The organism is Flavobacterium tructae, assembly GCF_001853485.1.
Taxonomy (GTDB): domain Bacteria; phylum Bacteroidota; class Bacteroidia; order Flavobacteriales; family Flavobacteriaceae; genus Flavobacterium; species Flavobacterium tructae.
On sequence record NZ_MIKE01000022.1, the window covers coordinates 661,310 to 685,691 of the forward strand.

A 24,382-nucleotide genomic window follows, 5' to 3' on the forward strand; every position below is an offset into this window, starting at 1 on the left:
AATTTTCCTAGTCTCTCCCTGAAAAACGGATTCTCTAAATTATTACTCAACCCATTAAATCTAAAAAACTTTATGAAAACAATTGCCAACCTTGGATTGACTTCCTTAGTGCTTATCATCTTATTCTTTTCCTGCAAAAAATTCGATCCCGCTACATCAGAAAACCTTGCAGACCAACAAACTACAACAGACAGCACTGCGGTTTCTTCATCGGCAGCAGTGGAAAAAAAAGACGGTAAGCAAAAATTTATTCGCACTGCCGACATTAAATTTAAGGTAAAAAACGTCGTTAAATCTACTTATGCAATTGAAAACACCACTCAGAAATTTGGAGGTTTTGTAACCTACACCAGCTTACAAAGCACCATTCGAGATCAAGTTAAAACCAAAATCAGTCAGGATAGTACTCTAGAAACCACTAAATATACGGTACAAAACGACATTACAATCCGTGTTCCCAATACACAGCTCGATACCGTTATTAAAATCATAGCCAAACAAATTGATTTTCTGGACTTCAGACTTATCAAGGCCGATGATGTTTCTTTAAAGTTATTATCCAATCAGCTTTCGCAAAAAAGAAACACTGTTACACAAAAAAGAGTCGAAAAAGCAATTGATGCTAAGGGCAAAAAAATCAATGATGTCATGGAAGCTGAAAATGCGCTGGCGAACCAGAAAGAAGCCAATGATAACAGCATTATTGAGAAATTATCCTTAGAGGATCAAATCAACTTCAGTACCATAACTTTACAACTGTATCAAAACGAAACGATAAAACAGGAGATAATAGCCAGCGAAAAAGACAGCGATGCTTACAAACCTAATCTGGGAATTCAAGTCATCGATTCGCTAAAAAATGGTTGGTACATTCTTGAAACGATCTTTGTTTTTCTAATTAATTTGTGGCCATTTCTTTTGATTGGTTTTGGAGGATTTTTCCTTTACAAAAAATACTTTAAGAAATAAGAAAAGTGTTAAAAAACAACAATTTCATAAGAAAAAAATCGTTATATTTGATATAGCATTCTATTTATCTCAAAATAGAACGATAATGACTGTCAAATTCTCAATATAAAAGTCATGAAAATTACTTTTTATCATTGGTGAGTTCAGATTATAACGTTTTCCAAAAATAAATTAGACTTTTTTAACCCATTAAAAATCTTACGTATTATGAAAATTGCTACCATTATTGTCCGTGTTTTAATTGGCCTTTTGTTATTATTCGCTTCTCTTAGTTTTTTCTTCAAACTGGCTCCGGAACCAGAAACTACCGGTGATTTTAAAGCTTTTAATATGGGGCTTGTTGCCTCAACTTATTTATTACCATTAGCAAAATCAATCGAACTACTTTGCGGAATTGCGTTTGTAACAGGACGATATGTAACACTAGCCAATATACTGATCTTACCCATTACGGTAAATATCTTGTTTATTAATTACTTTCTTGCGCCACAAGGATTGCCGTTGGCAATATTACTATTCCTGGCTAACTTGTTTTTAATCTACAGATATTGGGATAATTACAAAAGCGTTTTCACCAGATAATCTATTTTTCACTTTAGATTTAAAAAGCAAACCCGACAGATTTAAAAACCTGTCGGGTTTGCTCTTTTTACTACTTACACTATTTTGCTTTAAAATCAGAATAAAAAGGACCAAAAAATGAGACCTTAAGCATACCAATATTATCTTTTCTGATAAAGCTGGCTTTTCCCGATACTTTCCTCTCACTCGTCTTTTATGACATTATAGCCCCTGTTATTTACCTTATCTCTATATTATTACTTAAAAGAATAATAACAACCCTTATTTAGAATCTGATCTGACAATTTTAATATTTACTAAAAAAATTTTAGCCCTTCAAAACTACCTTTTTTGAATTCTTCAGTGCTCTTAAAACAAAGTATCTCTACCATTTTTTGGCTTCTGTAAAAACAAAACTACAAGCTTAATTATCAAACAATTAAACCATATACATCTGCAAATACAACCTCAGAATCATACCTCTAATTTACGAAATTTTTTCTGAACTTTTTCATTTTTAGACTCAAATATTACAAGAATAAAATTCAATTCTCCGAATACTTTTACTAAACAATTATATTTGATGAAAATTTCCATTTTACATGAAAAAATATTTACTCGCCTTCTTATTATTGTTTGTTCATTTTTCCAGATCGCAATCTATAAAATCTATAGATTCGCTAACGACCGAAATCTGTAAATCATTGGTTCAAAATCAGGCTTTAGACAATGAAATCAGAATTAATACCATCAACAATTCGCATATCACCCCTTACCTGGCAAAATTTAAGGATAGTATAGTTCAAAGAAGAGTGTTTGAGCAGTTATTTTTCAGGTTACATAAAAACTGTAACGAATTTGTAGCTCTTTTTCCAAACGAATCCGAGAAAAGCAACTGGTCCATGCAGAATGAAAAACCTCTTGATGAAATATCCAGAGAGGAATGCAATCATTTTGATGAATCTTCAAAATATTATTACATAGAAAATAGCGGCGCTAAAGTAGCCGTAACTTTAAGCGATCATTTATGGACAGAAAATTTCAATGATGGTACATTCTCAAAATTGCGTTACAAAAAGAAAGGCAGTTGCGAATTTGAACTGGAATTTATTGAAAGTAATAATCTGTCACGAAAAAATTTAAGTATTAAAGGCGACAAATATTTATACCATTTATATAAAGAAGAGAATGGAACTTATAATGTCTATTTAAAAAATAAAGAAACGTATTATATTTTTACCATAATAAGGCAATAAAAAACCCGTCAGAAATAATTCTGACGGGCTCTTAAGATATATTTTACGTAAATTATACGTGTAATGCTCTGTTATCAGTAGCTGCCAAAGCCGCTTCTTTTATAGCTTCAGCAAAAGTTGGATGCGCATGGCTCATTCTTGAGATATCTTCAGCAGAAGCTTTAAATTCCATAGCTGTAACAGCTTCAGCGATTAAATCTGCTGTACGGGCTCCAATCATGTGAACACCTAAAACCTCGTCTGTTTTTTCATCAGCAAGGATTTTTACGAATCCATCTAAGTCAGCACTTGCTCTTGCACGTCCTAAAGCTTTGAATGGGAAGCTTCCTGATTTGTATTTAACTCCTGCAGCTTTCAATTGCTCTTCAGTTTGTCCAACTGCTGCAACTTCCGGCCAAGTGTATACAACACCAGGAATTAAATTGTAATCGATATGCGGTTTTTGACCTGCTAAGATTTCAGCAACCATAGTTCCTTCTTCTTCCGCTTTGTGTGCCAACATTGCTCCACGAACAACGTCACCGATAGCATAGATATTTGGAACGTTAGTTTGTAAATGATCGTTTACTTCTACTTGTCCTCTGTCAGAAATTTTTACTCCTGCTTTGTCAGCGTTCAATCCGTCAGTATACGGGCGGCGTCCAACAGAAACTAATGAATAATCTCCTTCTAAAGTGATTGTTTCTCCTTTTGCATTTTCAGCCTGAACCACAACAGCATCACCGTTTCTTTCTACTGATTTTACTTTGTGAGAAACGTAGAATTTCATTCCTTGTTTTTTCAATACTTTAGTCAATTCTTTAGACAAAGAACTATCCATTCCCGGAATGATTCTGTCCATGAATTCTACTACAGAAACCTGAGCACCTAAACGAAGGTAAACTTGTCCAAGCTCAATTCCGATTACTCCACCACCAATAATTACTAAGTGTTTTGGAACTTCTTTTAAAGCCAAAGCCTCAGTAGAAGTGATGATTCTTTCTTTATCAATTTTAATGAAAGGCAAAGAAGATGGTTTTGAACCTGTAGCAATTATAGTATATTTTGCTTCAATAGTTTCGGATGTTCCGTCAGCTTTTGTCACCGCAATGTGTGTTGCATCTACGAAAGAACCTAAACCATTAAAAACAGTAACTTTATTTTTATCCATTAAGTAGTTAACTCCACCTGCAGTTTGATCAACAACAGCTTGCTTGCGCGCGATCATTTTCTCTAAATTGATTTTCACATCACCTGAAACTTCGATTCCGTGATCTGCAAAATGTGCAATTTCCGCATAATGATGAGAAGACGATAATAATGCTTTTGAAGGAATACAACCTACGTTAAGGCAAGTTCCGCCTAAAGAGTTATACTTTTCTACAATTGCAGTTTTAAATCCCAATTGTGCGCAACGAATTGCTGATACATATCCGCCAGGACCTGAACCTATAATGACTACGTCAAATGAACTCATAGTTTGTCTATTTTATTTTTAGCGTTACAAAATTAAGGAATAAAGTTTTGTTTGAAGTTTAATTTTCAATGTTTTTTGGGTGAAATTTTGAGTGAGGATTTTACCGTTAAAAGTACTAGGAGTCTCGCAATAAATTTTACCTTTAGCAGAAAATAACAGGTTCCGGACTTCGTGACCTTACAAAATAGCAAAACATTAGAAACAACTTTAAGAGCATAAAAAAAGACCTACAATGGGATTATTTGACATATTTAAAAAAAAGAAAACAGAATTGACATTTCCTGAAAATGAACTTGAAAAATGTTTAATGCAAGCTGCATCAAATTTTTCTGCTCAAAAGGAGTTTTATCAAAAATTGTTAGAAAATCAATTGTATATATTGACTAACGAAAATTCTATTTCGGGAATTGGAAATCAAACTCTGGAAAATGACGTAACTATTCAATGTGTTATTTTTGAAAATGGACAGATTCCAATCTTCACATCCATAAATAGAATATTTGACAAAGGAATAATCCCAAAAATGGTTCCATATCTTAGCTTAGAAGGACAAGTTTTGTTTGAAACATTGAATGGAGTAACATTTATACTAAATCCTTACTCAGATTTCACAAAAGAATTAATTCCAGAAGAAATTGAAAACCTTTTAAACGGCAAAATCTATAACAAAATTGATGAGCTAGAACTTGAAAATAAAAAAAATCAAGAATTTAATGAAATCTTTGAGCGAGCTGGAAAAAAGCAAGAGGGATTGATTTTATTAGGTGGATACCATAAAAAAGAATTGAAGGACTCCGACAAATTAAAACTTGAAGAATCTATAAAAGATTTCAAAAAATGTCTTGAAATAGTTCCAGAACATTGGCAAAGTATGATTTTAATGTCTAAAGCGCTTCAAAGACTAGAGCGGCACAAAGAAGCTCTTGAACAATTGGAATTTGCCTTTAAACTTGAATTAGAAAACCATATTATTCCTATGGAAGCTTCACTAGAAGCTATGCATCTAAAAGACATTGATAAAGCGATATTTTATTCTGAAGAATCTCTAAAAAGAAGCCCTAATGACTTTGCATTATTAGGCAATCATGCTATGAATTTACTTGTTGCTAAAAAAGACCAGGAAGCAAAAGCAATAATTGACAAAGCCATTAAATTGCAGCCAAATGATTCGATAAATAAAAATATTGAAGCAATCATAAATGATGTAATATCTGAAAAACGAACAAGGCCAACTTTTGAAGATGCTATTAAATAAAAAACTATTTTTTTTTGATTATCACTCTAGAACTTTGCGAGATTAAACACCTTAGAATCTTAGTTCCTCAGTCCCTTAAAAAGAAATCACCGTTGAATTCTTCACTTCGCTAATCATAAACATACTTTGTGTGCTGCCAATATGTTGAAGCGAAGTCAGTTTTGTGACCAGAAATTCACGATACGCTTCCATGTCTTTTACCAAAACTTTTAAGATATAATCATAATCGCCGCTTACGTGGTGGCATTCCAACACTTCGTTTAGCTTGGTAACTTCACTTTCGAATTTGGTTAGGAATTCCTTGGTATGCTGAATCAGTTTTAAATGACAGAAAACCACAAATCCTTTTTCGATTTTAGATTTATTCACCAGAGCGACGTAGTTTTTTATGATGCCTTCGCGCTCCAGTTTTTTAATTCTCTCATAAACCGCCGTCACAGAAAGATTGAGTTTTAAAGATAATTCTTTGTTTGTTTTTTTACTGTCGGTTTGTAATAAAACCAGAAGTTTTTTATCTGTGGCATCTAAAGTCATGGCTTCAGTTTATGGTTTGTTCTTATTGTTGTAAAATGAAAGAAAATCTATTAACTGATCTTACATCCATCAAATTTAGATTAAAAATCAGGATAAACACATTTTTATAGTTTTAAAATCTAATTATTCATTTCGTGATTGATTTATTTTCCAATTAGCTTTTATTTTGAAAAAGATTTCTTTCAAAAAAGAATAAACGAGGTTCTTATTTTAAAGTAAAAGTCAAAATAGTGGTCTCAAAAAACCACAAACTATAAACCATAAACCACCAACTATGAACCACTTTAACCCGGCAGACAAAATTCAGGATTTGCAATACTTTGGTGAATTTGGCGGTGTAAATCCATCGATTTCCGATTCTTCTACTTATACTTTTCTTTCAGCCAAAACCATGTTCGATACTTTTGAAGGGAACATGGAAGGTTGCTACTTATATTCCCGTCATTCTTCTCCAAGTAACTTGTATTTGGATCAGGCACTGGCAGCGATGGAAGGAACGGAAACCGCCAATGTTTCGGCTTCCGGAATGGGGGCTATCACTCCTACTCTTTTACAACTTTGTGGTGTGGGTGATCATATTGTTTCAAGCAGAACTATTTATGGCGGAACATATGCCTTCTTAAAGAATTTCATTCCTCGCTTTGGAATCGAAACGAGCTTTGTGGACATTACCAAACTTGACATTGTAGAAGCGGCAATCACCTCTAAAACTAAGGTTTTATACTGTGAAACGGTTAGCAATCCATTGTTGGAAGTAGCTGATATCGCAGGCCTGGCCAAAATTGCCAAAAAACACAATCTAAAATTGGTAGTAGACAATACGTTTTCACCTTTATCGGTTTCTCCTGCAAAATTAGGGGCCGATATTGTGATTCACAGTTTAACCAAATACATAAACGGAAGCAGTGATACTGTTGGCGGTGTAACCTGTGCTTCGAAAGAGTTTATCAATTCGCTAAAAAATGTAAATTCAGGCGCCAGTATGTTATTAGGCCCTACAATGGACAGTCTGCGTTCGGCTTCTGTGATGAAAAACCTTCGTACGCTACATATTCGTATCAAGCAGCACAGTCATAATGCACATGTTTTGGCTGATAAATTTGAGAAAGACGGTTTAAAAACGGTTTATCCGGGATTAAAAAGTCACCCAAGTCATGAATTGTACAAAACAATGATCAATCCGGAATATGGTTTTGGAGGAATGCTGACCATAGATGTGGGTTCGTTGGAAAAAGCCAACGAATTAATGGAATTGATGCAAACCAGAAATTTAGGTTATCTGGCGGTGAGTTTAGGATTTTATAAAACATTATTCAGCGCACCGGGGACTTCTACTTCAAGTGAAATTCCGTTAGAAGAACAAGCCGAAATGGGACTGACGGATGGTCTGATCCGTTTCTCTATCGGTCTGGACAATGACATTGAACGTACCTACAAAATGATGAAAGCCTGCATGACAGAGCTTGGCATCTTGCAAAATAAAACAATTCTTTATAAATAAATTTGCACGATTTTTTTTTAGTTTGTTTAAATCCGCTGAAGGTTTTTCTTTTGGCGGATTTTTTTTACTGTAAATTCATTAAATTTTAATTGCCGAAAATTCGGGTAATTCGCGACAACAAAAAAATAAGCCTTTCTAAAATTCTCAGAACGGCTTATTAAGTATTTACACTGTCTTTAACCCAAATCTAATCAGGCAATAATTTATAGAATATTCATTAAAATACGTATCAAAAAGATCGTATAAAAAATAACTAAAACAAAGAGAAATGTTCTTCTAAATCTTTTTTTATACGGAACCTCTTTTTTGATAAAAAGAACTATTATAGCTGTAAAAAAAGCAATAAGCAAAGGAAAAATGACAATAATACCAACTAATACATCAAGAATTAACTTTGCGCTATTAGCTTCACTATAGGTACCATCAAGATTATAAGCTCCCATCTTTTGTACTTGAAAAGTTAATCCCACTATGTTGAGCACAAGCAGAACAACAAAAATTAAGAGGAGCTTTTTATTTGAGATATTTTTCAAATGAAATCTGTATTAAAATATAGAAATAGAATTGGTGGGTATTAAAAAAATTTCTTTTTAAATATTATTCAGCTTACTATTTTTTCGGCTGAAGCCAAAATAGATACAAAGACCGATAAGCAACCAAACTGTGAAATAAATCCAATTCCAAACACTTAATTCGGCCATCATGTACAAACAACAGATTAGGCCTAAAAGCGGAATTAAGGATAGATTCTGTTTGAAAGCCCAAACCGTTAAACCAACCAATACCAATAAGAAGATCCACATTGGAATTTTATGTTTGAATAAACTCAGTCCGCTTTCAAATTTCGCAGTCTCTTTTATAGGTAAACCTTTTACAACCTCAACATATTTTGCTTCGTCATCCTGATACTGACTTAATAGATGCTCTAAATCGGATGTTTCTGAAGTTTTATTCTGAACGTCGATACTTTTTAAATAATTGAAAACTTTTTCAGAATCGCTTTTATCCAATGAAGTTATAATATCTGCCGGGCTATTCACCTGGGTCTCATTGGTGATAAAACTCATCGTAGCTTTTTTATTGCACCCAAAGGCAAAAACTAATCCTATTATCAATAAAGCTGGCATTATATATTTTGAATTGATATAAGGCGTTTTAAACTTTCCTCTTGGAATCTCTGGCTTATTTTGCAATACCAAAACTCCGGCACAAACTAATACAAATGCAAATAAAGTTCCGATACTGCATAAATCAGTTACCATGGTAAGATTTAAGAATAAGGCGGGTACTGCAACCACAAAACCAGTTACGATAGTTGCATAAGATGGTGTTTTAAATTTTGGATGTACTCTGGAGAAACGTTTTGGCAACAATCCGTCACGGCTCATGCTCATCCAGATACGAGGCTGTCCCATTTGAAAAACCAATAAAACGCTTGCCATCGCTACTACCGCACTTACTGCAATAATTCCGGACATCCATTTTAAATCTAATTTTTCAAATACAAATGCTAGCGGATCACCTACATTTAATTCATTATAACGTACCATTCCGGTTAAAACCAAGGCAATGGCGATATACAAAAGCGTACAAATAATAATCGCCCACATCATTCCGCGTGGTAAATCTCTTTGCGGATTTTTACATTCTTCGGCTGTAGTTGAAATGGCATCAAAACCAATGTAAGCGAAAAATACTGCAGAAACTCCTTTTAATACACCACTTACTCCATTTGGTGCAAACGGATCCCAATTAGCTGTATCTACGTAAAATATCCCAACCGCAATTACCAAAAGTACAATACAAAGTTTTACTACCACCATAATATTACTGGCATTACGGGATTCTTTCATTCCGCGGTAAATCAATGCTGTAATCAAAATGATAATTAATAAAGCCGGAAGATCGGCAACAAAATGAAACGAGCCAAATAAAACCGGAGAAGTTGTCCAGGCCGTATAAGCAGACTGCAGAGCTGGTTCTAAATTTTCAAAGGCTTTTCCACTATGCATCAAAGCTGTTGCGTTATTAAATCCGTTTGAAGCCGTTAAATAATCCATCTGAACCCACTGCGGGAGATGAATCCCTCCACTGGCGAGAAGTCCTGTAAAATAATCACTCCACGATATCGCAACGGTTATATTTCCAACGGAATATTCCATGATCAAAGCCCAGCCAATTACCCAGGCTATAATTTCTCCAAACGCCACATACGAATAGGTATAGGCACTTCCTGAAACAGGTACCATTGAGGCAAATTCTGCATAGGCAAAAGCGGCAAAACTACAAGCTACCGCTGTAAATAAAAACAAAAATATAACGGCCGGACCACCGTCTGCACTGGCTTTTCCGATCGTACTAAAAATTCCGGCTCCCACTATAGCAGCAATTCCGAAGGCGGTTAAATCTCTGGCAGTTAAGTGTTTCCCTAATGCATTATGACCGTCTGCATCGTTTTTTGCAACTTGCTTCAGAATATCTTGTACCGTTTTCTTTCGGAATAAACCTGATAATGCCATATATGATTTTGCTTTTAAAATTAATTTAATTCGGTCTTTGTGGTTTTATTTTGCAAATAATGCAAAAATTATCCTGATTTCAAATATATAAAACGATTTTGTTTTGCATCACTTTTTGCGATGAATTATTTTCACCACAGATTATAAGGATTAAACAGATTTACGTTATTTTTTCTTTTGCCACGACCCGAGCGATAGCGAACAGGCGAAGCAATTTCACGAATTAGCGCGAATTATTCTTTTTGCCGCAGATTAAAAGATTAAAATGATTTAAAAAAACTATAAAAATCTTTTAATCTGTGAAAAAAATCCATCGACTTTAGCTGCGTGGAAAAAATTTGTGAATTAGTGCCCAACAGTTCCTACTTTAAACAGTTTCTTAAGATACTTACCGATTTTATTTATTCCAATCTGCAGAATCTACGAAAAACCTTTTTTTAGCATTTCAAATACTTGACTATTTTTTCTCTCGCAGATGCTGCAGATTTAGCAGATTAACGCCAATTTCTTTTATTCTAAATCATTTAATCCTCATAATCTGTGGCAAAAAGAATAGAATCTATTTTTTTTTACAAAGATTAGAAACAAAAAAATTTGCGTCAATTCGTGAAATTCGTGGCTAACAACATTCTACTTCAAACAGTTTCTCAAAATACTTACCGGATGCTGTGCTTCTCTGCTTGTTCCGTCATAAATTTGGTGACGGCAGCTGGTTCCGGCTGCAGCGATTTTTACCTCTTGGGCGGTCGCTCTTACTTTTGGGAATAGAGTATCTTCTCCCATTTGCATGCTCACCTGATAATGCTCTTTTTCGTAACCAAATGATCCCGCCATTCCACAACAACCTGAATTGTAAATGGTAACCACATTATTCGTTGGTAAATTCAGCATAGCAAAAGTTGCTTCAACAGAACTAAGGGATTTCTGGTGACAGTGTCCGTGAATTTTAATTTCTTTCTTTTCTGCCGAAAAAGAATCAGCTGTGATCTTACCATCGACAATTTCTCTTTTAAAGAATTCTTCTATCGTAAAAGCATTTTTAGCTACTTTTTCAGCGGCTTCTTTATTCGTTGCCAAACGCAGATATTCGTCTCGGAACGTTAATATTGCTGAAGGTTCAATTCCGATTAAAGGTGCTTTTGCTGAAACTAAATCCTTAAAAATAGCCACATTGACATCTGCAATTTTCTTGGCTTCTTCTAAGAATCCTTTCGACAAATACGTTCTTCCGCTTTCTTCATGATCGACGATTAAAACTTCGTAACCTAATTTTGTCAATAGTTCAAAAGCGTCGATTCCGATATTCACATCATAATAATTGGTAAACTCATCATTAAACAGATACACTTGCCCGTTTGGAAAATTCTTTTGTTGTGGTTTATGATTTTCGTACCATTTTCTGAACGTCTTTTTTGCCAATAACGGAACCTGTCTTTCCGTAGCAATTCCCATGCTTTTTTTCACGAGAGACTGATTGGAAATAAAATTCGTAATCGACGGAAACAAACTTCCCATCTTATTCAGTTTGGCATTGTGTGCAAAGATTTTGTTTCGGGTCGAAAAACCGTTTGCTTTTTGATATTGGTATAAAAATTCTGCCTTCAAAGTGGCTACATCTACATTACTCGGACATTCGCTGGCACAGGCTTTACAGCTCACACACAATTCAAAAACTTCGTAAAGCTCTTTCTGGTCAAATTTGTTTTCTTTCTCCGAATACGTTAAATATTCGCGTAAGGCATTCGCCCTGGCACGCGTCGTTTCTTTTTCATTTTTCGTCGCGCGGTAACTCGGACACATGGCTCCTCCTGCCGATGGCAATTTTCTGCAATCACCAGAACCGTTACATTTTTCAGCGGCACGTAAAATCCCCAAACTATCCGAGAAATCCTGAAATGTCTTAATATCCGGTTCAACTCTGCCCGAAACCACACGATGATTCTCGTCCATTTTTAAGGCATTCACAATCTTACCAATATTCAAGGCTGAATTTGGGTCAAACGCCAGCTTGATTCTTTTTAGCAATTCATAATTGGATTCACCAATCATATAAGGAATAAATTCACCACGCACGATTCCGTCGCCATGTTCTCCACTCAGAGATCCTCTGTATTTTTTAACCAAAACGGCCACATCCGTCGCTATGGTTCTGAAAAGTTTTAAATCGGATGTTTTTTTCAAATTCAACACCGGACGCAAATGCAGTTCTCCTGCTCCGGCATGTGCGTAATAAATTGCCTCTTGTCCGTGACGCTTCATCATGGCCGAAAATTCAGCAATATAAGCCGGCAAATCGCTCAATTCAACCGCAGTGTCTTCGATTGAATCGGCTGCTTTATTGTCACCAACGATACTTCCTAAAAGACCCAGACCGGCTTTTCTCAGTTCATTGGCTTTGTCAATATCGTTCCCGTAAATTTTTACCCGTGCATAACCAAAATTGTTTTTTTCCAAATCAGCAATCAAAGCATCCGCTTGTCTTTCAGCATCTTCTAAAGTATGCGACGCCACTTCAAACAACATAATGGCTTTGGGCTCTCCCACCAAAAAGAAACGGTTTTTAATATGTTCCCGATTCGTTTTGGTACAATCTAAAATGGTATCATCAATCATTTCCGCCGTGTACAAATGATGCTTCATCGCTACAACAACAGATTCTAATGATTCCTGAATCGTGTGATAATGCCCCACAACCATAATGCTGTGAGGCGGAGGCAGGTCGTCTACTTTCAGCGTCACTTCGGTTGTAAAAGCCAGCGTTCCTTCGCTCCCGCAAAGCAGTTTGCCTAAATTGATAGTAGGTTCAGTTCCACCAAACAAATCCGATTTCAGCAGAATATCAACAGCATAACCTGTATTTCTTCGGTGAATCTCGGGTTTCGGGAACTCTTTTACAATTTCTTCCTGAGTGGCAACAACAGAAAGCTCGTCGTAAATGGTTTTGTATATTTTATTTTCTAAGGTATCTCCTTTGGTTTTTTCGATAAATTCAGCCGAAGTCAGATCTTGAAATACCACTTCCGAACCGTCGCTTAAAAGAGCTTTTACCTCAGCAATTTTATCGCGTGTCACTCCATATCGAATCGAAGTGGTTCCTGAAGAGTTATTCCCCACCATACCACCAATCATTGCGCGGTTTGAAGTTGATGTAATTGGGGCAAAAAATACACCGTGCGGTTTTAAAAACAAATTGAGCTCATCGCGAATTACACCAGGCTCAACTGTTACGGTTTTCTTTTCGGCATTGTACGAAATAATTTTAGTAAAATGCTTCGACACATCAACAACCAATCCGTCTCCTACTGCCTGTCCTGCCAACGAAGTTCCGGCCGTTCTTGGCGTAATCGACATCTGATGCTGTCCTGCAAATTTTATCAGCTTGGCAATATCTTCAATTGTTTTGGGGATCGCTACCGCATTGGGTTTAATTCGATACACAGAAGCATCGGTCGAATAAAGCGTTTTATGAAGATCATCATATAAAAGGGTTCCTTCTAATGATGCTGATAATTGTTCTAACTCTTTAATTATTGACATTATAACTTGATTTATAAACTAAAACGGATTCCGTGAATTACAAAAATAGTTTTTTTTGAGGTTCTGAGAGGCTAAGAGGCTAAGGTTCTAAGTTTTTTTCTTTGATTGCGTCTTTTTGAATTGGAATTTGGAATTTTTGAGTTAGAATTTCACCCGCTAGTGCGAGTGTCTCGTTTGCGCACACAATCTTGTCTCGTCCTGAAAAAAGTTTAGAAGGTCAAAGATTTTTTTACTTATTTATTTTATTCGTAATATTATCTTCAAATTCAAAAACACTTAAATGGGAGATCATTTTTTTGATATTCGAACAGACAAATTATACAAAAGAATTGCTTTTTTTATTCTGTTTGGAGTACTACTAAACTTACTCTTATTTTTCGGAACCTCTCATCTTGAAAACAAGATAACAAATAGGTCTTTTATTAATTCTTATGTAATTTATTGCACTTTTTTAGGCCTTTTTCATTGTTGTGTTTATAGAAAATTTATTCGCAATTTTCTAACCATGACTATTGTATTCTTTTTCATAGGTCTGGCATTTTGTCTCTTTTATTTTGTAATGCTCACATTCAGTTTCGGAATTGAGGTCTTTGCTTTTCTCGCAGTCTTAATTATCTATTTATCCATTCAGATAGTCACTTTAAGACTGTGTTTTAATCTAAAACCTACTGCTAGTTTAAGTTTTATAACTATTCTAATTTTCATCGCAGGTTTTAGCATAACGTACATAAAAAAGGACTTTGACCTTTATTATTATGGCTTTTCATTTATCTGCTCTGTATGGTGCCTAAATATTATAGTATCGGTATCACTTTTCTCTGATTTTGTATTTGACAAAAACCAAAAAAACACTTCAAAGGATGGCTCTAATACAGGCAAAATAAACACAGAAAATTTCCAAGATTATTTAACAACCACATTTGGCTCAAAAATAACCTTTTACGAATCCTTCAACGAATTTCAGATTTATGAAATTGATTGCTTTCCCGAAAATTTCGAACATAAATTAGCCATCGAATTTTCAAATGAAAACATCAAATTTTCGACCGTTACAAAAGAACCCTCTGTTGATTTTTCTTTATATGATTATGTAATCGAAACCAACAAAGAAGCCGAAGACTTTATACAACATATTTTAAAATTTGGCTGGCCAATTAAATAAGGTATTTTCAGAAGCTAATCCTGCTGTCCTTCCAATTTTTTGTGCCGAACCCCGGCACAAAAGGATTTTCCCTCCCATCAGGGCTAGGACTTTTGGTGTCATAAGAAAACATTAATTAATAAGAAAAGGCGGTTCTTGAATTACTCTGTAAGACTTAAAAACACATCCAAAAGGAGGTTTTTCCATATTCTTAACAATCACCCAACCTAATATTCCTTTATTTATAAGCTGATACAATTCATATTCGATAAAATCATCACTATAATTTAGTTTCTGATACTCCGGATGCGTTCTAACAAACTCCGAAAATTTCCATTGCGAAAACGTAATTTCATTTATCGAAATATCATAGTCATAAATAACACCGTCTTTATTGGCCGTACAGCCACTTCCGTGAAAGTAATATTCAATTCCTTCAATAGTTCCTTTTCTTTCAAAAAAAGTGCTCGAAAACGAACATGGATTTATATCCTGTTTATATTTCTTTTTTAATAAAGTTTCAAATGTTCTTATAAAACTGACATACTCCGCTACTATTTTTTCGATCATAATTGTCCCAAAATTAAATTGAAAATACGGGATTCGCAACCCTCTCCCCGAGCGTGAGGGAGTGCAATTATGTTTTATAAGTCTTTAATTAAATCACTTGGATCTACTTTTAAAGATTGAGCAATTTTAAACAAAGTACTTATCTTCATTTCCTGAGAGCCTTTGATGTATTTCCTTAAATTTTCCACATCCATTTCAGCATCATGAGCAACCTCCCTTTGTTTCAACTGTTGCTCTTCTATGATATCTTTTATCCTGATTCCTAATTGTTTGACAACTTCCGGAACTTCACTTTTTCTTGTCCTTTTCATGGAAATGAATTTACAAGTAACAGATTGTTTTTGTATGATTGCAAACAATCGGTTGTATTCAACTGTTTATTTTATATATTTGTATTCAGCTAATTAAACATAGCTCAATAACGGAAGTTGCAATCACACATATTTCCCTAAAATTTTAGATTATGAGTACAACCAACCTTTCACAAGAAACTGAAACCAGGCTAACCAATTTCTTCAACAGCACTATTGACCCAAAAGAAATGGCGAAAGCCATAAGACAAGTCAATTACATCCTTGCCTTAGGTGTTTTAAGAGAACATGAGACGCTTAAAAATGAAGTAAACAATCTCGAAAAGAGCTTTTACTGGCTCAATGAATTAGCCGAAGTTTTAAATCCTTATTTTGATGTGGAATAGAATTCTAATTATTCTATTTTAGAACTAACAAAACTAAAAGTCTCGATCTTACAAAAATCGAGACTTTTTTTTATTTGTAAATCTATACTATGAATCTGTTTTGCAGAATTATTTTTTAAAATCAAATTATAGCAATACATTTAATCCATTATATCAAAATCTAAACTTCATGATAGAAATAATAATCGAAATACTAACTTATATTGGATTACTTAAATCCTCAAAAGAGACAAAGAACGAAAAAATAAGGTAAGCAATCTCGAAAACAGCTTTTATTGGTTCAATGAATTAGCCGAAGTTTTAAATCCTTATTTGGGTTTGGAATAGATTACTGATTACAACATTTTAGAATTAACAGAAAAGCCTCGATTTTTGAAGATTGAGTTTTTTTATTTAGTTATTTTAATTAATTATTGAAATAGGCACGAAGCCGGGAGGCTTCGCAAAGAGTACAACTTTTAATATTTTTTTCTGATTTCTGAAAGGCTTCTTAGAGTTGGAAAACTTAATTTTGTTAGATAAATTTAATTCAAAATATCTACTCTGCTTTTAAGACTTATTCCTTCAACGATGTTATGCTTTTCATGTATTAAATCTTCTTTTGGTAAATTCTCTAATAGATTATATTTTATTATAAGCTTTTGAAGTTTAAAGAATGATAACGAATTATAAAATGTTAGAAATAATTCTGGCGTTGTCATTTGTGCTTGAACAAAATTTGCGTATTGATAAAATTCTTGTTTAATTTTTTGTTTTTCATCTAGACTTTCAAACTGGGCCATTTTTTCATGTTCAGTTTTGTCTAAAAAAAGTAAAATATGATAAATATGCCTGAAATAATGTCCATATACATGCAAAAATTTATTAAAAAATTTACCATATATAAATTTTGCCAATTCTAATTCTTTAAGTCTCTGTGCATCTTCCCAGTCTTTTTTATTTATATCATAATATTTTAATGTATAAGATAATTTTCTGCTATCAAATAGACCTTGCTCTTCATATTCATTTTGCGGACCACCTACTTGTTCATCGTATTCTGTCCATTCTGAAAAATTTACAAAAGAAGAATTTAATGCTTTTTCTATTCTTTTAAACTCAATCCTAGAACGCATAAAAAAAGTACGCCCATTTGCCTCATAATATGAATATTGATTATACGATTTCAAATCTACTATTGTTGTTGAAATCTCATTTACAATTTGTTGCTGTGTTTTTATCAGGTTGAAAAAAGTAGTTTGGAAATTTTGATCTTTAAATTCCTGCCTAGTATCTGATAGCTCTTTTCTTTGCAGATTTAACTCTTTTTGTTGAAGAATTATTGAATAAATTATAACTGCAAGTGCTAATCCAGAAAACAGGGAATTTATAAATCCAAATTTATCTCCGAAATTTGCTCTTTGTTCAATAGCTACAAATTTATCTATAAATATCCAACTCCAAACCCATAATAATGAGATTGAAAGTAATAAAATAATGAATTTTAAATTGTCATTTTCCTCTTTCATTGAGATGTTATTTAAAAATTGAATCCAATATTATTTAACCTTAGCTATTTGCAGCTTTATGGAAACTTGCGTTTTTGGTCAAACAAAATACGATTAAAAAAGTACTCTAATTATATTTGCAAACTAGGAAGTGATGTTTGCCACGAATAGTAATTTACTTAATAATTATCATTTTCAAAATCATCAAATCTCACATTTGTAAATTGATGAATATAATGCTTAGGCATACTTTTAATTGAGTTTTTAGCATTTGGATTTAAAAAGGAGTAAGAGTTAACATTACTTATAGTCTTATCTTCACTTAAAATGGTATTGTCCTCTAAAACAATTATTCCAGATAAATATTTCGATATGGTATATAGCTTTTTTGAACCTTTATATTTAGAGTTAAAATTGCTCATTTTTTCGCTACTATATTTGTATTGACAAAAAAAACGTCTAGAAAACGAACGATAAAATTCAATATTTGAAACGAAATCATTAACTACCAAATTATACCAAGGAAATACAACTAATACAATTAGTGTTGGTTCTGATTTCATAAATTTATTTGCGTAATTAAAAATAGACCTATGAAGGTTCTTTGCATGTAAATATGGGTCATACGTCCTTACTGCCGTTAAAACTCCTTCATCCCATAAGATCCTAACACCAAAATTCGGAATTACTTTGCTTCGAAAATATGACTGCTTTGTTTTTATGTTTAAAGTTTCTTTTAATTCATTTAATAAATTATTTCGATTATTTTTAAAATCATCATAGGAAACATCAAGAGCATATTCAGCTGAAAAATGAACATTTTGATAGTTTAGATGATCCCTAATTTGTGAATATATTCCTTGTAATATCTCTTCATTATTGTCTTTAAAGCATTTGATATCAAAATACAGTGAATAGTCTTTTACAAATCCATCTAGATTAGTTTCATTCTTTCCAAGTTCTTCCGCTAGGGATTTTGAACTAGCCAAAGTTATATTTGGACTTATTGGTTCAAATAATTCATTTGTACTGTTAAGATGATCGAATGCTGCTAATTCCGCAAAAGCACCATCCCAATTTTTTAAACTTTGAATTTCATTAACTTGCACTAAAATTTCTTTAAGATATTTAGGATATAGCCTATATGTTTTTTCTAAACGCTTAAGTCGTTCAATAAAATTTTCTTTAAAATGGCTAAATTGAGTATGATTTAATGCTCTAATAACTTTATTTGAATGTAGTTTATTAATATCAAATGTAGTTGTTCCCACTCCGAATATTTCCTCTATAATAATTGAATAATTTTCTATATCGTTCATTTTTTTTATTTTACATTATTATTTTTTTTAAAAAATTTACAAATCTTCAAAAATATCAATTAACCTTACTAAACAGCCACGTATAAATACCTGTTTATTCAAAAAAAATGCTGCATAATTCCAACAACAATTAGAATCACACAGCAGTACAAAATCCCGCCTAAAAACGCAATTTTATCTACACAACCCTCACCCCGGCCTCCACAAAGCTTCTAATCTTAGCACTCTTCGGGTTTAGTTCGGTAACGATGGCATCTACTTTATCGAGACCACAGACCTGATGTGGCATTTTACCATTAATTTTATCAGAAGTCGCGAGCACAATTACTTTATCGGAAGCTTTAATCATTTCTTTTTTGATAATTGAAACTTCATATCCCATTTCGGTAAGTCCCTGATTAACATCTAAACTACTCACTCCCAAGAAACAAACATCGGCTTTGATTTTAGACAATACCTGTACCACGTCGATGCCCACCGTTACCATGGCTTTTTTCTGCAGTTTTCCACCAATAAAAATCAGTTCAATATTGGGATGCTGCGACAACTGCATGGCAATAGGAAGACTATACGTATATATGGTAGCCGAAAAATCAATCGGAATGAGTTTACAAAAAGACAAATTGGTAGTTCCTCCGGTCATGATAATCACCTGACCTTCATTCAGAAACGATAAGGCTTTCTGTCCTACTATTCTCTTTTTGTCTTCATTGATTATATGAATATCAAAAACGTTATTGGATTTCTCCTTTACCGGAAAAGCCGCTCCATAGACCTTATTGATCAAGCCTTTATTGTGCATTTCGTTAAAATCTCTACGTATGGTATCCTCAGAGATACTGAGCTCCGTGGCAAGATCGATCGTGTTTATCTTTTCGACACTCTTGAATTTATCCATGATAAACTGATGTCTCTCTTTCTTCAGCATTTTAACTTTTTTGAACAAATATAAAAATATATTGCATGATCATGCATGATTATTAAACAATTATTTCAAAAACACCTCATAAAAACCTCACAGTATTTACAAAATCATAATTTTATGCATTTTTATGCATTTTTTAATATTTTAATTAAATATGTTGCAAAAATTTGCATTTATAAAAAATAATTCTCTACATTTAAAATCTCTAACCAAACAAATATTTTAAAAATGAAAAAACTATTCTTTTTATTTGGAATTATTTTGTTTGCGCAGCCCATTTTTGCGCAGTCAAAAACCGTAACCGGTACGATTATCAGTACTACCGACGGACTTTCTCTTCCAGGAGTATCCGTTTTGATCGAAGGTACTTCTAAAAGCACTACAACTGATCTGGACGGAAAATTCAGCATCACTGCAAACGAAAACGAAACGCTCGTTTTTAGTTTTGTAGGATTTGCTTCGAAGAAAATCAAGATCTCAGCAAACATGACTACAATCAACCTTAAAATGACCGAAGAAACGAACGCTCTTTCTGAAGTGGTTGTACTGGGTTCCACCGTACGCGCCACCCGTAAAGAGCTCGGAAATGCCGTAACCAGTTTAAAAGGAGAAGATTTAGTTAAAGCACAGCCTGGAGGTCTCTCTACGGCGCTTCAGGGAAAAATTGCCGGTGCTCAGGTTTCTCAAAACTCGGGTGATCCTGCGGGAGGTTTCAGCATCAAACTGAGAGGAACTTCTTCTATATTAGGTTCTTCAGATCCTTTATATGTTATTGATGGTGTGGTTTTAAACAATGCCACTACCAACGTAACCAACCTAAACGTGACTACCGGAAACTCTAACATGCAAATTGGTCAGAACAGATCTGCGGACATTAATCCTAACGATATTCAAAGCGTTGAAGTCTTAAACGGAGGTGCTGCCGCAGCCATTTACGGATCAAGAGCGGCCAATGGTGTGGTTTTAATTACAACTAAAAAAGGAGTCGCAGGAGAAACCAGATATACCTTTTCAACCAGCGTGACTTCTAACCAAATTCGCAAAAAACTGGATATGAATATGTCTGACAAGCAGTTTGTAAGTACTTCACCAGCCCTGTTCCCAATTCAGGGAAATCCTGCGAGTCCAACTACTGTAACGGTTTTAGGCAGAAACCTTGAAACCAGAACGACTAACGTACAGCGACACGACTATCAGGATGATATTTTTACTACGGGTGTAGGAACTGATACGTATTTCTCCCTACAAGGCGGAGACGAGAAAACCAAATATTTTGCTTCTCTTGGTTATCTGGTAAACGAAGGAATTATAAAAAATACCGATTTTAAAAGAGCGGGTGCTAAAGTAAGATTGAAACATGACTTCAACTCAAAACTATCCGCTACGGTGGGATTAAATTATGTAAACTCCAGTTCGAATGAAAAACCGGACGGAAACGTCTTCTGGAGTCCGATTAACGCGATCAACATCACCAATAATATCTACGACATTAATCAAAGAGACGTAAATGGCAATCTGTTGGCGGTTGATCCGAACAGAGTCAATCCACTTTCGATTATCGAAACTTTCAAAATCAAACAAAATACGGATCGTATTATTTCGGATTTGCAATTGAACTACACACCGTTTAAAAATTTCAATGCCGATTTGATTTTTGGTATCGACAACTACAATCAGAGAGGAAATGTCTTCATTCCGAGATATCCGTATGTTGTGAATCCGGCTTACTACAATGACGGGTATGTTTCTGAGGCTACTAATAGAGTGGTACAATTCAATAACGATTTGAACTTAAGATACCTTTGGAATATTAACGACAAATGGAAAGCTACTACTTACGGAGGTTACAACGTACAGACGTATCGTGATAATTTTGCAGCAGTTGAAGGACGTAACTTAAAACCTTTTATCGAAACTATCAATGCTTTTAATACTTTGATTCCGGGTTCGCCAAGTTCCAGTCAGTCCAAATATAATTTATGGGGGTATTATCTTCAGGAAACTGTTGGCTACAAAGACAAATTATACCTAACAGTTGCCGGAAGACAGGATGCTTCGACTATTTTTTCGAGTGCCAACCGCTCTCAGTTTTATCCAAAAGCAAGTGTGAGTTATGTATTTTCAGACGAACCCTTTATGCAAAACATTCACGATGCTGTAAGCTCCGTACGTTTTAGAGCTTCATGGGGAAAATCAGGAAGTTTAACCGCAATTAAACCTTATGCCCGTTTTACCAATTATTCTACCGGAACACTTTTAGGAAATAGTGTTTTTACGATCGAAGGATTCAAACAAGGAAATCTGGATTTAAGACCGGAACAAAGTGTTACGTATGAAATTGGAGGTGATTTTGGTTTTATCAAAGACCGTCTGAATTTATCTTTCAGCTATTACAATGCCGATATTGATGACTTGTTATTGCCGGTTCAGCTGGCGGCTTCTGAAGGCGCAACGAATACGATTAAAAACATCGGACAAATGAACAACAAAGGGTTCGAAATCAATTTGAAATACGATCTGATCAAAAAAGAAAACCTGCACCTTGATGTATTCGTGAATTACAGCAGTAACAGAAACAAAGTGACAGGATTACCGCAAACTCGTTTCAAACTGGACAGTAACTTAGCAGGAGCTCCTGTTTTTGTAGAGATGGACAAACCTATCGGAATATTCTATGGAACTTATTTTGCCCGAAATCCCGACGGCAGTTTATTACTTACTCCAAGCGGATATCCACAAACCGAAAAAGGAGATGTAAATACTGGAGCACCACAAAGAGATGCTTCAGGACAGCCAACCGGAACTATTTTGAACAAACAAATTGGAAATCCAAACCCGGATTATATTATAGCTTTCGGAGCCAACCTGAATTACAAAAAATTTGGTCTTTCTATATTGTTTGACGGTGTTCAGGGCGTAGACGTTTTTGATGCCGATTACAGAACCAGACAAGGTGTGGGATCAGGAAAAATAGTTACTCAGGAGCTTAACGGCGAATTACCACGTGGGTACATCTGGTCGGTTTACAATGTGGAAGAATTTAGAGTGGTAGACGGAAGTTACCTGAAATTAAGAGAAGTTTCACTTAATTATTCTTTCGGAAAATTAAACAAATTCTTTGACGATCTAACTGTTACGGCCAGTGGAAGAAACCTGATCTCCTGGGATCACTTTACCAGTTTCGATCCGGAAACCAACTCGGGCGGACAGTCTTCGGTTGCGAGATACAATTTTGGAACCGTGCCAATTCCAAGTTCTTATTCCTTGGCGGTAAAAGTTCAATTCTAACCAAACTAAAACATCATGAAAAAAATATTCATCCCTATAGTAGCCCTTACAATGCTTTTAACAAGCTGTAACGAAGATTATCTAGACCCTACCAAGCCCTCTCAGGAATTAGTTTTTGGAACCCGAGAGGGAGTTATTGGTGCTGCCAACGGACTACAGCTTCTTTGGAGTGTTGACCGAACAAGTCCCATTTACAACACCATTACCGGAAACGGATTTACCACAAAAGAACTGCGATTGCTAAATGCGGGAAATGTTGACGAAGGTGAACTTTCTGTGGGTGGCGGCGTACTTTCGACCAAAAATCAGGTCGTAAACAATCTGTGGTCACAGTGTTTAGTAATTAAATCTGAATCGCAAAAAGTAATCGATAATGTTGGTGTATTAACTTCAGATACCGAAAAAGCAAGCATTCTGGTTCACGCCTCTATTTTTAAGGCAATGGCACTTACCACTCTGGTACAGTATTTTCAAAGCGTACCGTTAAAAACAGGTAAAAACGCCACTTTTGATTCGAGAGCAGATGTATTAACCGAAGCCATCAAAATTTTAAAAGTAGCAGAACCACTGCTGGACAAAGCGACCGGAGCAACAGGATTGGTTACTAGCATTAATTACAAAAATACTGTTTATGCCTTATTAGCCCGAACGTATCTGATGGCCGGAGATTACGACAACGCCATTACCTATGCCGGTATGGTTGACCTCTCTGTAAAATCGGTTTTTGCTTTTGACCAGATTAGCGCCAACCCTATTGCTTATATCTCAATCACAACCAATAATGTTTTTCAGCCTGTTGATCTGACTTTGGGATTACCTCCTGCTTTAGCTCCTTCAAACTCAGACGGAAGGCTGAATTTTTACATCAAACCAGGTTCAAACCCAACTGTTGCCACAGGATTCTTTGATTCGAATACCAAATCGATTCCATTGTATTTACCGGGCGAAATGATGCTGATTAAAGCCGAAAGTTATGCCCGAAAAGACAATTTACCGCAAGCACTTATCGAACTTAATAAAGTTTTAACTAAAACAGCCGGAGCAGATACTTATGGCATTGGTGCCAATCTTCCTCCATATGCAGGAGCTGTAACCAAACCGGCCATCTTAACCGAAATTTACCGCAACCGCTGTATCGAAATGTACATGTCAAGTCTAAAACTGGAAGACAGCAGAAGATTTGATCGTCCGGCAGCAGGAACAGCCGGAGCCGAAAGAAATCGTAACTGGTATCCTTATCCGGATTCTGAACGAAACAATAATACGAATACCCCTGCTGATCCGGCTATTTAAAAATTGTCGGTCTTCGACTCCGCTCAGACTGACAATTTTAACTCTGATCAGACTGACATTCTCTGATTATTATT

Annotated in this window: 19 protein-coding genes; 9 read left to right on the forward strand and 10 right to left on the reverse strand. The window is 34.8% G+C overall.

The genetic code is table 11. The annotated features are described in order from the left end of the window. The first annotated feature begins 72 nt into the window (after window positions 1-72). The 3 genes from BHE19_RS10525 (at window position 73) to BHE19_RS10535 (ending at window position 2,786) form a co-directional block, all read left to right on the forward strand. Window positions 73-969: a DUF4349 domain-containing protein gene (locus tag BHE19_RS10525; protein WP_070907065.1), complete on the forward strand. Its 897-nt coding sequence runs from the start codon at window positions 73-75 to the stop codon at window positions 967-969. Between the two features lie 207 nt (window positions 970-1,176). Beyond that, window positions 1,177-1,551: a DoxX family membrane protein gene (locus tag BHE19_RS10530; protein ID WP_070907066.1), complete on the forward strand. Its 375-nt coding sequence runs from the start codon at window positions 1,177-1,179 to the stop codon at window positions 1,549-1,551. Window positions 1,552-2,132: 581 nt separating this feature from the next. Beyond that, the gene (locus BHE19_RS10535) at window positions 2,133-2,786 is read left to right on the forward strand and encodes a hypothetical protein (RefSeq protein WP_070907067.1); all 654 of its coding nucleotides are present in this window, start codon (window positions 2,133-2,135) and stop codon (window positions 2,784-2,786) included. Between the two features lie 52 nt (window positions 2,787-2,838). On the opposite strand, the gene lpdA is transcribed toward BHE19_RS10535, so the two are convergent. Beyond that, window positions 2,839-4,242 carry a dihydrolipoyl dehydrogenase gene (gene lpdA / locus BHE19_RS10540; protein WP_017495487.1) on the reverse strand — a complete coding sequence of 468 codons (1,404 nt, stop codon included), beginning with the start codon at window positions 4,240-4,242 and terminating at the stop codon, window positions 2,839-2,841. A gap of 232 nt (window positions 4,243-4,474) precedes the next feature. On the opposite strand from lpdA, the gene BHE19_RS10545 reads away from it, so the two are divergent. Further along, window positions 4,475-5,497 (forward strand): SseB family protein, encoded by a 1,023-nt coding sequence (locus BHE19_RS10545; protein ID WP_070907068.1) that lies wholly within the window; start codon window positions 4,475-4,477, stop codon window positions 5,495-5,497. 75 nt (window positions 5,498-5,572) lie between these two features. On the opposite strand, the gene BHE19_RS10550 is transcribed toward BHE19_RS10545, so the two are convergent. Next, a complete protein-coding gene (locus BHE19_RS10550; protein WP_017495489.1) occupies window positions 5,573-6,031 on the reverse strand; it encodes an Lrp/AsnC family transcriptional regulator in 459 nt (152 codons plus the stop codon). Window positions 6,032-6,305: 274 nt separating this feature from the next. Between BHE19_RS10550 and BHE19_RS10555 the strand changes: the two genes are divergently transcribed. Then, complete coding sequence (locus BHE19_RS10555) at window positions 6,306-7,532, forward strand: aminotransferase class I/II-fold pyridoxal phosphate-dependent enzyme (RefSeq protein WP_070907069.1); 1,227 nt, start codon at window positions 6,306-6,308, stop codon at window positions 7,530-7,532. Between the two features lie 203 nt (window positions 7,533-7,735). Here BHE19_RS10555 and BHE19_RS10560 read toward each other — a convergent pair whose 3' ends face one another. The 3 genes from BHE19_RS10560 to BHE19_RS10570 form a co-directional block, all read right to left on the reverse strand. Continuing rightward, on the reverse strand, window positions 7,736-8,065 hold the full coding sequence (locus BHE19_RS10560) for a hypothetical protein (RefSeq protein WP_070907070.1): 330 nt from the start codon (window positions 8,063-8,065) through the stop codon (window positions 7,736-7,738). Between the two features lie 57 nt (window positions 8,066-8,122). After that, window positions 8,123-10,051, reverse strand: coding sequence for an amino acid permease (locus BHE19_RS10565; RefSeq protein ID WP_070907071.1), 1,929 nt, complete (start codon window positions 10,049-10,051; stop codon window positions 8,123-8,125). 630 nt (window positions 10,052-10,681) lie between these two features. Continuing rightward, window positions 10,682-13,588, reverse strand: a complete 2,907-nt coding sequence (locus BHE19_RS10570; protein WP_070907072.1) for an FAD-binding and (Fe-S)-binding domain-containing protein — start codon at window positions 13,586-13,588, stop codon at window positions 10,682-10,684. A gap of 505 nt (window positions 13,589-14,093) precedes the next feature. On the opposite strand from BHE19_RS10570, the gene BHE19_RS10575 reads away from it, so the two are divergent. Further along, entirely contained in the window at window positions 14,094-14,750 is a 657-nt protein-coding gene (locus tag BHE19_RS10575) for a hypothetical protein (RefSeq protein ID WP_123923515.1), read from the forward strand. Between the two features lie 111 nt (window positions 14,751-14,861). On the opposite strand, the gene BHE19_RS10580 is transcribed toward BHE19_RS10575, so the two are convergent. Together BHE19_RS10580 and BHE19_RS10585 are read right to left on the reverse strand one after the other, a co-directional pair. Next, the gene (locus BHE19_RS10580; protein WP_070907074.1) at window positions 14,862-15,299 is read right to left on the reverse strand and encodes a DUF6896 domain-containing protein; all 438 of its coding nucleotides are present in this window, start codon (window positions 15,297-15,299) and stop codon (window positions 14,862-14,864) included. Between the two features lie 74 nt (window positions 15,300-15,373). Next, entirely contained in the window at window positions 15,374-15,610 is a 237-nt protein-coding gene (locus tag BHE19_RS10585) for a helix-turn-helix domain-containing protein (protein ID WP_070907075.1), read from the reverse strand. A gap of 152 nt (window positions 15,611-15,762) precedes the next feature. Between BHE19_RS10585 and BHE19_RS10590 the strand changes: the two genes are divergently transcribed. Then, window positions 15,763-15,996 (forward strand): hypothetical protein, encoded by a 234-nt coding sequence (locus tag BHE19_RS10590; protein WP_070907076.1) that lies wholly within the window; start codon window positions 15,763-15,765, stop codon window positions 15,994-15,996. A 524-nt stretch (window positions 15,997-16,520) separates the two neighbouring features. On the opposite strand, the gene BHE19_RS10595 is transcribed toward BHE19_RS10590, so the two are convergent. The 3 genes from BHE19_RS10595 to BHE19_RS10605 form a co-directional block, all read right to left on the reverse strand. Beyond that, window positions 16,521-17,504: a putative phage abortive infection protein gene (locus BHE19_RS10595; RefSeq protein WP_070907077.1), complete on the reverse strand. Its 984-nt coding sequence runs from the start codon at window positions 17,502-17,504 to the stop codon at window positions 16,521-16,523. A 158-nt stretch (window positions 17,505-17,662) separates the two neighbouring features. Then, on the reverse strand, window positions 17,663-18,802 hold the full coding sequence (locus tag BHE19_RS10600) for a hypothetical protein (RefSeq protein WP_070907078.1): 1,140 nt from the start codon (window positions 18,800-18,802) through the stop codon (window positions 17,663-17,665). Window positions 18,803-18,980: 178 nt separating this feature from the next. Further along, window positions 18,981-19,730: a DeoR/GlpR family DNA-binding transcription regulator gene (locus BHE19_RS10605; protein WP_070907079.1), complete on the reverse strand. Its 750-nt coding sequence runs from the start codon at window positions 19,728-19,730 to the stop codon at window positions 18,981-18,983. Window positions 19,731-19,955: 225 nt separating this feature from the next. Here BHE19_RS10605 and BHE19_RS10610 point away from each other — a divergent pair, with 225 nt between their 5' ends. Next, window positions 19,956-23,015: a SusC/RagA family TonB-linked outer membrane protein gene (locus tag BHE19_RS10610; protein WP_070907080.1), complete on the forward strand. Its 3,060-nt coding sequence runs from the start codon at window positions 19,956-19,958 to the stop codon at window positions 23,013-23,015. Between the two features lie 15 nt (window positions 23,016-23,030). Then, window positions 23,031-24,308, forward strand: a complete 1,278-nt coding sequence (locus tag BHE19_RS10615; protein WP_070907081.1) for a RagB/SusD family nutrient uptake outer membrane protein — start codon at window positions 23,031-23,033, stop codon at window positions 24,306-24,308. Window positions 24,309-24,382 lie beyond the last annotated feature (74 nt).

Coding starts and splice junctions, on each gene's coding strand:
- BHE19_RS10610 (WP_070907080.1), top strand. CDS start 19,956: ATGAAAAAACTATTCTTTTTATTTGGAATTATTTTGTTTGCGCAGCCC.
- BHE19_RS10565 (WP_070907071.1), bottom strand. CDS start 10,051: ATGGCATTATCAGGTTTATTCCGAAAGAAAACGGTACAAGATATTCTG.
- BHE19_RS10535 (WP_070907067.1), top strand. CDS start 2,133: ATGAAAAAATATTTACTCGCCTTCTTATTATTGTTTGTTCATTTTTCC.
- BHE19_RS10555 (WP_070907069.1), top strand. CDS start 6,306: ATGAACCACTTTAACCCGGCAGACAAAATTCAGGATTTGCAATACTTT.
- BHE19_RS10545 (WP_070907068.1), top strand. CDS start 4,475: ATGGGATTATTTGACATATTTAAAAAAAAGAAAACAGAATTGACATTT.
- BHE19_RS10575 (WP_123923515.1), top strand. CDS start 14,094: ATGACTATTGTATTCTTTTTCATAGGTCTGGCATTTTGTCTCTTTTAT.
- BHE19_RS10550 (WP_017495489.1), bottom strand. CDS start 6,031: ATGACTTTAGATGCCACAGATAAAAAACTTCTGGTTTTATTACAAACC.
- BHE19_RS10615 (WP_070907081.1), top strand. CDS start 23,031: ATGAAAAAAATATTCATCCCTATAGTAGCCCTTACAATGCTTTTAACA.
- lpdA (WP_017495487.1), bottom strand. CDS start 4,242: ATGAGTTCATTTGACGTAGTCATTATAGGTTCAGGTCCTGGCGGATAT.
- BHE19_RS10605 (WP_070907079.1), bottom strand. CDS start 19,730: ATGCTGAAGAAAGAGAGACATCAGTTTATCATGGATAAATTCAAGAGT.
- BHE19_RS10530 (WP_070907066.1), top strand. CDS start 1,177: ATGAAAATTGCTACCATTATTGTCCGTGTTTTAATTGGCCTTTTGTTA.
- BHE19_RS10580 (WP_070907074.1), bottom strand. CDS start 15,299: ATGATCGAAAAAATAGTAGCGGAGTATGTCAGTTTTATAAGAACATTT.
- BHE19_RS10585 (WP_070907075.1), bottom strand. CDS start 15,610: ATGAAAAGGACAAGAAAAAGTGAAGTTCCGGAAGTTGTCAAACAATTA.
- BHE19_RS10590 (WP_070907076.1), top strand. CDS start 15,763: ATGAGTACAACCAACCTTTCACAAGAAACTGAAACCAGGCTAACCAAT.
- BHE19_RS10525 (WP_070907065.1), top strand. CDS start 73: ATGAAAACAATTGCCAACCTTGGATTGACTTCCTTAGTGCTTATCATC.
- BHE19_RS10570 (WP_070907072.1), bottom strand. CDS start 13,588: ATGTCAATAATTAAAGAGTTAGAACAATTATCAGCATCATTAGAAGGA.
- BHE19_RS10600 (WP_070907078.1), bottom strand. CDS start 18,802: ATGAACGATATAGAAAATTATTCAATTATTATAGAGGAAATATTCGGA.
- BHE19_RS10595 (WP_070907077.1), bottom strand. CDS start 17,504: ATGAAAGAGGAAAATGACAATTTAAAATTCATTATTTTATTACTTTCA.